We start from the raw sequence: 13,811 nt of genomic DNA, 5'->3' as shown, positions 1-13,811 counted from the left end.
GGCTCAGGCCGCCTTTCCGCTTTTGGAACAGGTTTCGGGTGGCCTGCGCAGACCCGCTTTTGGTCCGGATGGGATAAAACAGAAGTCTTCAGGAGCACGATGGGCCGCATTCGCATTCTTTCCGACCAGGTAGCCAACCAGATTGCCGCTGGCGAGGTCGTCGACCGTCCCGCCTCGGTGGTCAAGGAACTGCTTGAGAATTCGCTCGATGCCGGAGCGACGAAGATCCGCGTCGAGGTCGAAGGTGGTGGACGCAAGCTCATACGCATCGTCGACAACGGCATCGGCATGGTGCGCGACGACGCGTTGCTGGCCTTCGAGCGCCACGCCACCTCGAAGATTCGTACTTCGGACGATCTGCTGACGATCTCGACCCTCGGCTTCCGCGGCGAAGCTCTGCCGTCTATCGGCTCCATTGCTCGCGTAGAACTCGAAACCCGCGCAGCCGAAGAGGACCATGGCACGCGTCTGGAGATCGTCGGCGGCAAGCTGATCCGCGTCGAAGATGCCGGCCTGCCCGCAGGCACCACCTTCACCATCCGCGATCTGTTCTTCAATACCCCGGCGCGGCGCAAGTTCCTGCGCAGCGAGAATACCGAACTTTCGCATGTCACCGCGCTGGTGACGCACTACGCCCTCGTTCATCCCGATAAGCACTTCGAATTGCACTCCGCGAGCCACGCGCTGCTGATCGCGCCGCCCGTCGCGAAGCCCGCAGAGCGCATCTTCCAGATCTTCGGGCGCGAGATGCTTGACCAGCTTATGCCGACCGCTGCCGAGCGTCCCTTCGACCGTGCGGGCCTGCCTGAGCCCGCGCCCTGGCGCCGCGACGAGGACTGGACGCCGCCCGATCCGGGCATGCTGCGCATGACCGGCTTCGTCTCGAAGCCCGAGCTGCAGAAGCTCAATCGCAACTCGATCTACGTTTTTGTAAACCAGCGGCTGGTGCGCGACCGCCTCATCCTGCATGCCGTCAGCGAGGCCTATCGCAACGTCATTCCGCCGACTTCGTTCCCGGTGGTGCTGCTCTTCCTCGAAATGCCGCCGCACGAGGTGGATGTGAATGTGCACCCGGCCAAGACCGAGGTGCGCTTTCGCCAGCAGGGCGCCATTCACGACTTCGTACGTGATTCCATCCGCACCACGCTCATCCAGGCGCGTCCGGCGGCGCAGTTCCTTGCGTCTCTGACTGCGAATCCGCATGCCTCGCCGTCGCTGATGACAGCGGTTTCGCCGCTTCCCGGAAGCCCCGAGGCCGAAAATTCTGACGAAAGCAGCGAACAAGCAGCGGGCGAAGTAGCGATGCGCGGGGAGAGTGTCCCATTTCAGCTCACCGAGCGGGAACTGCCCGCCCAGGCAGTGCACCTGCCCTTCGCCCAGGCCGAGCAGGCGATTGCTGCTCCGGTCTCTATCCCTGTTCCCTCGGCCATCTCAGATGCTGCCAAAGTATCGATCAGGACCCAGCGCCATAGCTGTGAGTTGCCGCCGATTGAGGATCTTGGCGAAGGCGAGCCGGTCGCCTCGCTCCATTCACTGGCCTCGCTCAAGCCGCTTGGCCAGCTGCGCGAGTCCTTCATCGTTGCCATGAACGACGAAGGTCTATGGATCATCGATCAGCATGTCGCTCACGAGCGTGTTCTCTTCGAGAAAATCCTGCGCGAGCGCGAGGTCGAAAAAGTCGAGCGCCAGCGCCTGCTCATGCCCCTGCTGATCGATCTGCAGCCGCACCAGATGGTGTTATTTTCGACTATCGCGGAGGAGTTGGAGCGCAATGGTTTCGAAGCCGAGCCCTTCGGCCCGCAGACAATCGCCATCAAGGCTGCGCCCATCGGTCTCGAGGGCAAAAAGCTGGAGCGGATGCTGGCCGAAGTCCTCGAACAGGCCGGGGAGCGCGATCAGCGCGAGAATCTCGACACCATGCGCACGCGGATTGCCGCCTCCATCGCCTGCCACGCCGCCATCAAGGTCAACATGCCGCTCGACCCCCAGCGAATGGAGTGGTTGCTGGCAGAATTAGCGAAAACTGAGCATCCCACCAGCTGTCCGCATGGCCGGCCCATTGCTTTGCGATATTCTTGGAGAGACATCCAGCGGGCATTCCAGCGTATTTAGGACCAGACCATATCGGCCCCATCGCGCACCCCGCTCGACTCAGAAGAAGGTCCTCTTTGACATCCGAACAGCTTCAGGCGGCGCGCCGCGAACGTTGGCGCCAGGCCGCAAATCCATTATTGACCGCAGAAGATGCCCGCACCTGGCTCGACTGGGCCGGTCTCTGCCTCTACCTCCCGCGCCCGGTGAACTTCAAGGCTCCCGCTCCCTCGTTCGTCGAGGCGACCATGGGCGAGCCGAATGAGGCGCCCGGCCGCGAGGCCATTGAAAACGCCGCGTCGCTCATGCGCCGCCTCGTCGCCGATGGCCACGCTATCCCTCTGAACCTGTTCGGTGGACCCTCCGAGACGCCCGATTTCCTGGCCTCGAAGGAAGCTATTCCGTACATCTACAGCCTCCGTGGCATCCGCGACTGGAAGTCCGAGCCGGGCGGCAAGACCTCGCCGATGATGATCGGCCTCTGGAAGCTGCTCGAGAAGGATCAGACCCTGACCGTGGAAGAGCTGCAGGTTGCCATGGGCCGTGAGATCACCGAGTCCGGTGTCCTGCGCGGCCTTCTGGAGCTGTGGGGGACCCTGCGCGTCCTGCCTACGTACAAGGTCGAAGAACCGACCGGCTGGAGCCAGATTCAGAAGAAATTCAAGGACCAGCTGACCGCTTCGGGCCGCGTTTCGCAGACTGCTGCGCTCTCGGCCATGGTTTCTATCTATCTCGAGCAGGTGATTGCCGCCGAGGATGAGGAGATTGAGATCTTCCTCTCTCCGCTGACCTCGCGCTCCAAGGTCCGTGAGACCGTCAACGGCCTCACCGCTACCCGCCAGCTTTCGATGACGCCGGCCGGCACGCAGTCCGTGCTTTACATCACCGGTACGCTGCCTGAATTCCCAGATGTGGAGCCCGTGGTGGAAGCCTCCGCCGACGCATCGGCAGAGGGCGCGGAGAAGCCTGCGCGCAAATTCGAAGGCAAGCCCGGCTTCAAGCCGCGTGAAGGCAAAACGGGTGGCTTCGATCGCAAGCCTGCTTTCCAGCGCGATGCCGACGGCGGCAAGCGTCCGCCCCGCCGCGCCGGTTTCGGCGAGAGCGAGCCGTGGAAGAACCGCGAAAATGAAGGCAGCGAGGAGACGGGCGAACGCTCCTTCCGTCCCCGTCGCGAAAGCGGCGAAGGATTTGCTGCAAAGAAGAGCTTTGGTGATCGCAAGCCGGGTGGTTTCGGTCCCCGTAAACCAGGATTTGGGGGCAGGCCGGGCTTCGGCGGAGCCGGCAAGTTCGGTGGTTCGTCGCGTGGTGGTTTTGCACCGCGTGGCAATTTCGAGAAGCGTGAGGGTGGCGAAGATCGTCCCCGCCGCAGCTTTGGTGCGGGCGGCGATCGCCCGAACTTCTCGCGTGGCGATAAGCCGGGCTTCTCCCGTGGTCCCCGTCCTGCGTTTGGCGGCAAACCGGGCTTCGGCAACCGTCCGAAGTTCGGCGGCAAGCCTTCGTTTGGCGATAAACCCGGTTTTGACCGCGAGCCTGGCAGCTTCCAGAAGCGCGAGGATGGTGAGAAGCGTCCGTTTTTCCGTGACCGTGGAGAGAGCAGTGATCGCCCGAACTTCCGTCGCGAAGGCGGAGCAGGCGGCGAGCGCCGTGGCGGCTTCGACCGCAAGCCCGGCTTTGGCGGCAAGCCTGCCTTTGGCAACCGTCCGAAGTTTGGCGGCAAGCCTTCGTTTGGCGATAAACCCGGTTTTGACCGCAAGCCTGGCAGCTTCCAGAAGCGCGAGGATGGTGAGAAGCGTCCGTTTTTCCGTGACCGCGGAGAGGGCGGTGATCGCCCGAACTTCCGTCGCGAAGGCGGAGCAGGCGGCGAGCGCCGTGGCGGTTTCGACCGCAAACCCGGTTTTGGCGGTAAGCCTGCCTTTGGCAGCCGTCCGAAGTTTGGCGGCAAGCCTTCGTTTGGCGGTAAATCCGGCTTCGACCGCAAGCCTGGCGGCTTCCAGAAGCGCGAAGACGGCGAGAAGCGGCCCTTCTTCCGTGACCGTGGAGAGGGGGGTGATCGCCCGAACTTCCGTCGCGAAGGCGGAGCAGGCGGTGAGCGCCGCGGTGGCTTCGACCGCAAGCCCGGCTTTGGTTCGAAGCCGAAGTTCGGCGGCAGACCTTCGTTTGGGGGTAAACCCGGTTTCGACCGCAAGCCTGGCGGCTTCCAGAAGCGCGAGGACGGTGAGAAGCGGCCCTTCTTCCGTGATCGTGGTGAGGGCCGTCCGCCCCGTCGCGAAGGGGGAGAAGGTGGCGAACGCTCAGGCGGTTTCAACCGCAAGCCTGGCTTTGGCTCGAAGCCGAAGTTTGGGGGCAAGCCCGGTGGCGGCTTCAAAGGCAAGTCCGGTGGCTTTTCCGGTGGTAAGCCGGGTGGGTTCAAGAGTGGTTTCAAAGGCAAGCCGGGCGGTTTCAAGCCGCGTCCGGGTGGAAGGCCCGGTGGTTTCAAGCCCCGGCGTGAAGGAGGCGAATGAGCCGTCGCCTGATCGTCGCCATTGACGGACCGGCGGGTGCAGGCAAGAGCACGGTCGCCCGCCATCTGGCCGCGCACTTTGGCTTGCTTAACCTCGAGACAGGCGCAATGTATCGCGCCTTCGCTCTCAAGGCCATGCGCACCCATACCTCTCTCGACAATGCCGAGGCTCTGGGGCGGCTTGCCGCCGGAACCAGCATCGGCCTGGAGCCGACGCCCTCCGGTAATCGGGTCGTGCTCGACGGCGAAGACGTTACCGGGCAGGTGCGCGAGCCCGAGGTCACACAAGCGGCCTCGAAGGTGAGCATCCATCCCACGATTCGTACCTGGATGGTGGACCTCCAGCGCGCGCTCGGCGCTGCGGGCGGCGTGGTCATGGAAGGCCGCGACATCGGAACCGTTGTTTTTCCCGACGCCGACCTCAAGTTCTTCCTCGATGCCTCACCCGAGGCCCGCAGCCAGCGTCGCTATGAGCAGTCCGGTGGTGCGACGGCAGGCGAAGCGACACCCGAGGCTGTTCTCAAGGAGCTCCGCGAACGCGACCAGCGTGACCGCAACCGAGCCGAATCGCCGCTGCGCCCGGCCGAGGACGCGATCCTCATCGATTCCACCAGCCTCACCCTCGATCAGGTCCTCGCCCGCATCGAGTCCATCGTGCAGGAACGCGTGGCCGCCAGGGTGTAGGGGATAGGGAATAGGGTGTAGAAAACCCGACACCAGAAACGAATCCGGGTGCCCCTCGTCTCGCCTTTGAGACGTGGGAGAGACGCCCACCACAATCCCCGGTGGCCCCCATACAAGCCCGGTTCTGGCTTCGGCGGGAGATCACGAACCTCTGTCCCCACCCAGGCAAAAGAGACTTGAGTCGGCCACCGTCAGTGGGTATCAGGGCACGGCTAAGCCATGCACCGATACTTGTCCGCGGATACCCGACGCAGGACACTTCTATCTGAGCCCTGGATCGCGACCAGAGGGAGCGGAGGCCGAAGGCGTAAGGCCGGGGACGGTCAGTCCCCGAAGGCGGATCGCCCTGCGCGCAGCAGCCCTGAGCCTACTGCACCTGCTTCATCAGCACGGAGACACCATACGCGGCGTTGCCTGCGATGCCCGATGTCTCGGTCGAAACCGTCACCGGCTGTCCTGCCTCGATGTGCAACGTGCAGGGCCCGGCAAACTGCTGCATCGAGCCGGTTGTTAGACGCACTGCCGCATCGGTGGCGCAGCTCTGCACGCCGGCGCCCGGCGATGTCGCTACCGATACGCGCACCGCGTTGAGATTTCCCGAGCTGCCCATCGTCGAGGCTCGTCCGTTCAGCGTGATCTCGTAGGTTCCTGTGTGCGGCACGATGCAGACGGGCTGGTTTTCCAGCGGCGCGGTCAATCCGTCGCGGTCGAAACTGCAGGCTGTAACCGGATGCGCAGGAGCGGTCGAGGCAAAGGCTTGCCCACCGCCGCCCCCGAAGCCGCTGGGCAGCGTATCGATATTCGAGCTGCCCTGTTGCGGCAGTCCTCCGTCGCGCAGGTTGCCATTCGCATCCACCATGACGAGATGGCCCGGTGTCAGCGGCCCCTTTACGGTCGCCAGCGTCGAGGCATCGCCGCTCACGCCGCTGATTTTGGCATTGGACGCGCCGAGCACCAGGCTTCCGTTCAACCGGATGCGCCCCTGCCCGTTTTCATCGGTTACGGAGAAGGTGCTCACCCAGGTCTTCCCATTCCAAGTGTCAAACTCCCATCCGGCAGATGGCCCGGGACTGCCCGTGAGGCAGAAGCGGTGCGCGGCATGCGGGCTCTGCGTCGTGCCGGTGTCGAACCAGCAGGAGGAGTTCGCAAACTGGTGTCCATTTGCTGAACCGATGCCGGGGTTCGAGCCCATGGACGGATCATTGGTGGAGACCGCCTGCTCGTAGAAACCGTGATAGGTGTCGATCCAGGAGCCGGCATCCGGGCGTGAGAGTACGACCTGCGCGGAGGTTCCATTGGCGTACTGCACGGCATGCACCACGGGCAGAACGTCCGAAGAGGTTTCTGCCCCATGCAGCACCGAGTCTGTCTGCAGATGCAGCGGTATGGCCGGAGGGGCGCCGAGGATGGTGATGTATGCCCGGGAATGAACCTTGATATAGCCGGTGCCCAGAGATTCCTGGTTGCCAGGCCACAACGAATTGGCAATCAGCGTGAGGCTGGCCGGGGGCGTCCCGGCAGGTGCGGCGGCGCGGCTGCTGGCGCTGAAGAAATATCCGTCAGGAATGACGCCGGCGATGATATTGCCGCAGGTATTCGGGCCGTTATCGTTGCACTGGGCCGCATATCCGCTTCCGCCGGGAAGCAGCGCTCCAAAGTGATTCGAGAGCAGGGTCACTCCGCTGCCATAGGCCAGCGTGCTGTTGATCATGTGCACGATGGAGCCTGCCGGCCAGTTGATGCCCGCGGGCGCGGTCGAAGCGAAGGCTCCGCTGCTGATGTGGCGCTGGGTGAGATACATGTGGCCGTCGCCGGCCATCCCCGCCATGCACACTTTTTCATACTGGTCGCGAGCCACTCCGGGCACGGCCGAGGACGGAGAGCTATCTCCCCACGCAAAGTCCGCCGGCATAATCCAGTCCTGCTCATAGCAGGCGTTGGCGAGATATTTCTGCACATCGGCAGGATCGCTGGCGTAGTCCGGAAACCAGCTTGTGTCCTCGACGGAAGCGGAATTGCCGTTCAGCGGTGAAGTCAGCTTGGTTGAGGGATAGACGCCTCCGACAATGACAGAAGAGTTGATGTTCGGCCGGTCATGATCGGGAAAGTTCTCGAAGTAGAAATTGGCAATCGTATTCGACTGCGCGACGACGATATGGAAGGCGGGCTGGTATTCGAGCGATTTGATCGATCCGCCATAGAAGCCGACATTGACTCCCTCCATCCAGACCGCGCCATGGGGGTCTGGACGAATGGGGGTGGGGCTGCCGGCATTGGCTGCTGGGAAGCGGCCATCCACGCAGTTCACATTGAAGCAGTAGCCGTCGGCCGTGACTCCCGGTCCGTCGATATTGGTCTTGTAGAAGTGATCCTCGTTCGCGTTGACCGTCATCACAATGGGCCAGCGCACCGCATCGATCTGGAGATTGTGCGATTCGATGCGCTCCGAGGAGCCGAGCAGCGCCAGGCCGCGTCCCCCGCCGTTGTAGAGCTTCACATCGTTCAGCCGGTAGCCCGAGGCATTGATCAGCTCCAGCAGCGTACCCGTATTCTCGTGACCGCTGCCTGCGATCATCAGGCCGTCGATGCCGCCTGCGCATAGAAATTCATCCGAGATGCTGTGTGCTGGCGGATAGACGGTGATTGCGTTGGTGCGCACGCCCGGCGCCAGGGTGATCGCCGAGGCCGTCGGGCCGTCCGTGAGTACCTGCAGGTCGCAAGGCAGGCGCAGGCTCTTCGAGATGCGATAGCTCCCCGCGGGGAAATAGAGAGAGGCCACCTGACCACCGATGGTCTGTGAGTCCGCATAGTCAATCGCCGCCTGCAGTGCGCAGGTCGAGTCCTGTGTCCCGGTGGGGTCGGCTGCATTCGGGCAGGAGGATGAGAAGTCGCGGTACAGCACATCCACGCGGGGAAACTTGCTTACCGGAGCCTCGGGGACAGCCTGAGGCTGAATCTGGGCCTGGGCCATGCGCGCCTGGACCTGAACCGGAGCGGTCTGCGCGGACAGAGAGGCAAGAGAGGCGGAAAAGCACAGGAAAACGAGGATGGCCAATCGGCGGAATGGCATGGGGTGGGACCTCATGCCCAGTGTAGATGCCGTTCGGGGCGAACACAGGCAAGAGAAAAGGTGTCTTTTCCATCGCCTGCGGTTTCCTGCCTCTGGCCGGTGGAAGACCGGCATTCGGGCGGCTCAAGGGGGGCACTTCGGCATCAAATTGTTGCGTTGAAAGAAAAAGGAGACGAAAGCATGTTCTCAACAAGGTCGAAGGCGGCATTTGGAGGGGGAAGCGTTGTATTGGCGGCGCTGCTGATTCTGGCGGGCTGCCACAAACAGGATGCGGCGAAGAATAGTCCCGCCCAGCCTACCGGCGCGGCCCAGAATTCTGTAGCTCAGCAGGAGGCGAGCAATTCCCTCGCACCGGCGGCGACTCCGGGCTCTGCGACTCCGGGCTCTGCAACGCCTGGCTCTGCAGCTCAGGGTTCGGCAACGGCAGCTTCCGGCGCAGCCCCGCAGGCGAGCCAGCCAGCCTCTCCGGCTCCTGCTTCCCCGGGTCCAGCCCCCGCGAATTCTGCCGTAGCGGAGCAGCAGCCACCTCCGCCACCTCCGGCTCCGGCCGTCGTGCGAGTCGCGGCCGGAACCCCGCTTCGCATCCGCCTCGACCAGACTATCGATGTAAAGCATTCCCATGCCGGTGACCGCTTCCATGGCACGATCGCCGAACCGGTGGTGGTCGATGGAGCCACGGTGATTCCGGCCGGTTCTCTGGCCAGCGGGGAAATTCTCGAGGCTCACCGTCGCGGGCATTTCAAAGGGCGCTCCGTGCTGGAGCTGACGCTGGTGGGTCTGGATGTGAACGGGCATCACTATTCCATCGATACCCGGCGTTATGTGCGCACTAAGAAAGGCAAGGGCAAACGCTCTGCGGCCTTTATCGGCGGAGGCGCAGGCCTGGGCATGCTGGTAGGCGGTGTGGCGACCGGGGGTGTCGGTCTCCTGGTGGGCGGATTGGCAGGCGGAGGCGCCGGAACCCTGGGCGCAGCCTTCACTGGAAACCGGGATATCAAGATTCCGGCCGAGACAGTCATGACTTTTCGTCTTGCCGGTCCCATCGAACTGCGTTGAGGAGAGTCTAAGTCTCAGGGCGGCCGCCGGGGAAAGGATTGGTGTGGCCGCCTCATCCCAGTCCGGAAGTCGCATCGCGTCAGATACAATGAGAATCTGGCGCAGGCGTCTGTCGGCCGGAATGTTTCTTGAGAGAACTGAGAATCCGAAGAATGAATTTGCAGTGGTTGAGGCGTAGCAACTGCGCGCGAACCGGAATGCGGCACGCGGGCCTGGCTTTGGCGGCATGGATGATCTCAACCGGAATGGGTCTTGGCGCGAGCGCGCTGGCGCAGGCCGAAACGCGGCTTCAGGTCTCTTCGGCGCGGCAAACCGATGACAGCGGCAAGTCCCAGCTGGTGTACACCGCGCGGGTGGCCGATGTTTCCGGCAGCACCGTGTCCGGTGGAACCGTCAGCTTTGAGACATCGAAGGGATCGTTGGGCTCGGCTGTCGTTACCGATGGCGAAGCCTCACTGAAGGTCGATAGCCTGCCTGCGAAGGTGAACAGCGTCACCGCTGTCTACCACGACGCTACCGGCGCGGCTGTCTCCTCGGAAGCAATTTCGGCGACTCCGGACGATGATTCGACGACCCCCGACTTCACGGTCACGGCGAGTCCCTCGTCGCTTTCGACAAGTCCGGGCGATTATGTTTCCAGCACGATCACCATTACTCCCGAGAATGGTTTTTCGGAGCTGGTGACCCTTTCCTGCTCGGGTAATCCTGCGACCACGACCTGCACCTTCAGCCCTACCACGGTGACGCCGACCAACGGAAACGCGGTCACCAGCACGCTGCAGATTCAGACCACCTCGGCTTCGGGAAATCTTTCCCGTCTGGCCGCTCCGGCTGATGGCAAGCGTGTGGCCTGGGCTCTGGCCGGTCCTGGGATTCTGGCTCTGGCCGGTCTGGGTGCGCTGCGCCGCCGGAATGCCGGCGTCTTCCGCATGATGGGCGTGCTGGCTCTGCTCGTGGCGGGTTCGTTCGGCATGAGCGCCTGCTCGACGCGGTATGCCTACCTGAACAAGGGCCCATCGCCCACCGGCGGTACCGCAGCTGGCACCTACACGATTGCGATTGCGGCTTACGGCAACAACGGCAGCAGCGTGACCAGCCACACGATCGATATCACGCTGACCGTGAAGTAATTCGCTGTAAGCGAAATCCGTCAGGACATGCAAAGCGAAGCCCCGGAATCTCCGGGGCTTCGCTTTTGGCGTGAAAGGCAATTTCTCTCAGGGCAGTCTGCAAACCTGTGCCGCGATGTTGCGATAGGGGCAGTCGAAGCTGGTATGGGCGCGGACGGGAAGCAGCAGCCACTGTACGCCAAAGGGGCGCAGGCGGGTGAGGCGCTGCGTATCTGTCATGCGCTCAATACCCTCCTGCGCCTCATACTGGCGATGCCATGCGTCGGCAAGATCCGGGAATACGACGACCACGCCCTCATCCTTGTAATCGGCAAGAAGGCTGCGCTGCGTGCTGGCGCGGAAACCCTGCGCATCCTCTCCGGGAAGCAGGACAAGATCGGGGTCGGAGGCAAAGACCGCGTCGGATGGCGTATTGCGGGAGATCCAGGTGAAGGTCTGCTGCCAGGGATTGTGCTCTGTCGTCCCCGGCCATTCGATATGAGCCGAAAACGGAGTGGAGTTGCGCTGCACGAGGTAAAAGATTGAGCCCAGCACCGCGAGCAAGGCACAGGCTGTCACCTGTGCTTTGAAGCCATGCTTCGACGAAAAACTGATGCGCCCCAGCCATCCTCCCAAGAGCAGGACGCCAAGCGCATAGAGCAGATGAAAGCTGCGCAGCGGCTGCAGGCGGACCAGCAGCATCGATCCCACCGGGTGGACAAAGAGCATGCTGATAACCAGGAAGGTAGCGGCGGCGAGTGCGGCCGAAGCGCACAGGCGGCGGACCCTGCTCCGGTTGCGCGGATGACGCGAGGCGAGCAGGAAAAGCAGCATCGGCGCCAGCAGCCCCAGCCACTCCCAGGGCTCCCAGCGGCTCAGCAGGAGATAACTGCGGCTGTGCACGGCTTCGGAATAGGCCGCAGAAGCATGACTGCGCAGCCCGGCGAGGAAGAGGATCAGCGCGCCGGCGAGGTATTCGATGGAGAGCAGCAGCGCCGCTCGCGGAAAGCCAAGTTCCATGAGCGCGAGAAAGGCCAGGACTGCTGTTGCATAAAGCCCCATCAGCGGATGCAGGGTTATCGCTGCAACCAGCAGCAAAGCCGTACGCAGCCAGCGTTGCTCGAGCACGGCCGCCGTGGCGAAGAGGCTGAGCGGTGTCGACAGCGAACGTGCCGTGACGTATGGGTCCATCAGGAACAGTGCCGTGCCGGCGATGGGCAGCGTGAAGCAGGCAGCGGCCAGCGTTGTGGCGCACCAGACCTCAGCAGGGCGAAGGAAGAGGCAGGAGGCCACTGCGTGGCAGGCAAGCAGGAAGAGAGCGATGGAGCCCAGGTGCGTCGCCAGCAGCAGGACTGGAAGCGGAAGGTGCGTCAAGGCGGCAACTGCGGCGAGCAGGTGGGCGAAGATGGAAAGCCTGGTGTGGGCCGTGACAAAGGGCGCGTCGACACGGTACAGGCCATGGTGCAGCAGGCGGAGAATGCCCGCATCGTAGATGCCCGCATCATCGACGTACGGATGCCAGCCATGGATGAGCAGGACCGCAAGCGTGAGCAGGAGAATACCGACTGCGGTGGCGCTACGGGAGCGGAGCACGCTGGTAGAGAATGAGGGCCGGGAATGGACGGCGGTCGTGGGAGTAGCTACGGAAGCGGTCAGAAAAGAAGTCAAGGCGGCCCGGTGAAAATAAAATCATACGCCCTGACCTGGACTCCGAAGCGAAGCTGGATCGGAAGGCTCTTTCTTAGACGAAAGGGCGTTGAAAGGTCCTGTGAAAAAGAAAGAGTCCCGGCTTCGATGGGAAGCCGGGACTCTTTGTACGGCCAGCTTTTAGAAGCTGGGCAGCTGCGAAGTATTCCAGCCGCCGCCGATAGCCTTGATCAGGCCGACGCTGGCGGTGAACTGACGGGTCACAATATCGGCCTGGGTACGCTCGTTGCTGAGCTGCGTGGTCTGCGCCGTCAGTACCTCCAGGTAGGTCGTCACACCGCCTTTGTAGCGGTTGGTGCTCAGGGCCAGCGAATGTCGCGCCGAATCGACTGCCCGGGCCTGTGCGTTGGACTCATCGTTTAAGACACGCAGTGCCGCGAGGTTGTCCTCGACCTCCTGAAAGGCCGTCAGAACCGTCTGGCGGTAATTTGCCGTCTGCTGCTCGTACGCATCCCGTGCCTGGTTGGTCAGCGCGTGGCGTCGTCCGGCATCGAAGAGAAGCTCCGTGGCTGAGCCTCCCAGCGACCAGAGCGCGCTCGGTCCCTGCAGCCAGTTGCCTGGACGGGTGCTCTCAAAGCCGCCTGTCCCGCCCAGCTGGATGGTCGGATAGTAAGCCGAGATCGCGATGCCGATCTGCGCGTTGGCGGAGTCTGTGCGCCGCTCCGCGGCGGAGATATCCGGCCTCCGCTCGAGCAGCTCCGATGGCACTCCGGGCGGAATCACCGGCAGGGTGAGATCCAGCGGTGAGAAGGGCAGCGAGAAGTTCGAAGCCGATACGCCGACCAGGGTAGCGATGGCGTGCTCATACTGCGAGCGTGCCACGCCGATGTCGATGTCCTGGGCCTTTACGGTGTCGAGCTGTGTCTGTGCCTGCGCAACATCCACATCCGTCGCTACGCCGCCCTTAAAGCGGACCTGGGTGAGATGCAGATAGTCCGTATCGGTGCTCACCGTGTTATCGAGCAGCCGCTTCTGCGAATCCAGTCCGCGCAGCTCGAAGTAGTCCGTGGCCAGCTCGGAGCGCAGGCTCAGCTCTGTATTGGCCAGATCGGCTGCCGAAGCCTGCGCGTTTGCCCGCTGTTCTTCGACCGTTCGCCGCACCTGCCCCCAGAGGTCCGGCTCCCAGGACGCCTGCCCTTCGATCGCGAGAGTGTTGTACTGATAGTTCGTCGTGCCGGGTTGCGTATTCGGCGTGTGGTAGGACTCCCTGGTGCGCGAGACCGAAGGTCCGGCGCTGAGCGTCGGATAGTAGGCGGCGCGGGCCACGCGCACCTGCTCGCGGGCCTGCTGATACTGCTCGTAGGCTGCCTTGAGGGTCTGGTTTGAAACCGCGACCTTTTCTTCGAGACCGTTCAGCTGCGTATCGCCATAGATCTCCCACCACTTGCCGCGTGCGATGGCATCTGAAGGCGCAGCCTGTTTCCAGTCGCCGCCCGGCGGATTCGGTGGAGGTGTTTCCTTGTAAGCGGCCGGAGCCGGAGGCGTCGCAGGCCGCTGGTAATTCGGACCTACAGTGCAGCCGGCCAGGGCTGCCAGCGCCAGGCTGGCAGCCGCAAGCAGGCTGCGAGGATGCAGGGATGTGGAGATGCGCATG

The 13,811-nt window shown here is 63.2% G+C and carries 8 protein-coding genes; 5 read left to right on the top strand and 3 right to left on the bottom strand.

Annotated elements, in window-relative coordinates; translation table 11 throughout:
- Positions 1–99 precede the first annotated feature (99 nt).
- From mutL to cmk, 3 genes are read left to right on the top strand one after another with little or no spacing between them, the layout of a single operon-like run.
- Positions 100–2,112, top strand: a complete 2,013-nt coding sequence (gene mutL / locus ESZ00_RS06515; protein ID WP_129207316.1) for a DNA mismatch repair endonuclease MutL — start codon at positions 100–102, stop codon at positions 2,110–2,112.
- A 56-nt stretch (positions 2,113–2,168) separates the two neighbouring features.
- On the top strand, positions 2,169–4,592 hold the full coding sequence (locus tag ESZ00_RS06510; RefSeq protein ID WP_129207315.1) for a hypothetical protein: 2,424 nt from the start codon (positions 2,169–2,171) through the stop codon (positions 4,590–4,592).
- Entirely contained in the window at positions 4,589–5,275 is a 687-nt protein-coding gene (cmk, locus tag ESZ00_RS06505; RefSeq protein ID WP_129207314.1) for a (d)CMP kinase, read from the top strand. The genes ESZ00_RS06510 and cmk overlap by 4 nt, the downstream gene beginning before the upstream one ends.
- A gap of 367 nt (positions 5,276–5,642) precedes the next feature.
- Here cmk and ESZ00_RS06500 read toward each other — a convergent pair whose 3' ends face one another.
- The gene (locus ESZ00_RS06500) at positions 5,643–8,345 is read right to left on the bottom strand and encodes a glycosyl hydrolase family 28-related protein (protein WP_164981372.1); all 2,703 of its coding nucleotides are present in this window, start codon (positions 8,343–8,345) and stop codon (positions 5,643–5,645) included.
- Positions 8,346–8,525: 180 nt separating this feature from the next.
- On the opposite strand from ESZ00_RS06500, the gene ESZ00_RS06495 reads away from it, so the two are divergent.
- Both ESZ00_RS06495 and ESZ00_RS06490 read left to right on the top strand, forming a co-directional pair.
- On the top strand, positions 8,526–9,401 hold the full coding sequence (locus tag ESZ00_RS06495) for a hypothetical protein (RefSeq protein ID WP_129207312.1): 876 nt from the start codon (positions 8,526–8,528) through the stop codon (positions 9,399–9,401).
- Between the two features lie 230 nt (positions 9,402–9,631).
- Positions 9,632–10,531, top strand: a complete 900-nt coding sequence (locus ESZ00_RS06490; protein ID WP_129207311.1) for an Ig-like domain repeat protein — start codon at positions 9,632–9,634, stop codon at positions 10,529–10,531.
- A gap of 87 nt (positions 10,532–10,618) precedes the next feature.
- Here ESZ00_RS06490 and ESZ00_RS06485 read toward each other — a convergent pair whose 3' ends face one another.
- Together ESZ00_RS06485 and ESZ00_RS06480 are read right to left on the bottom strand one after the other, a co-directional pair.
- A complete protein-coding gene (locus tag ESZ00_RS06485; RefSeq protein ID WP_129207310.1) occupies positions 10,619–12,103 on the bottom strand; it encodes a DUF6798 domain-containing protein in 1,485 nt (494 codons plus the stop codon).
- 234 nt (positions 12,104–12,337) lie between these two features.
- Positions 12,338–13,810, bottom strand: coding sequence for an efflux transporter outer membrane subunit (locus ESZ00_RS06480; RefSeq protein ID WP_129207309.1), 1,473 nt, complete (start codon positions 13,808–13,810; stop codon positions 12,338–12,340).
- Position 13,811 lies beyond the last annotated feature (1 nt).

Origin of the sequence: Silvibacterium dinghuense, assembly GCF_004123295.1 — a bacterium.
In the GTDB taxonomy this organism is placed as follows: domain Bacteria; phylum Acidobacteriota; class Terriglobia; order Terriglobales; family Acidobacteriaceae; genus Silvibacterium; species Silvibacterium dinghuense.
This window is presented reverse-complemented; position numbering and strand designations above follow the sequence as displayed.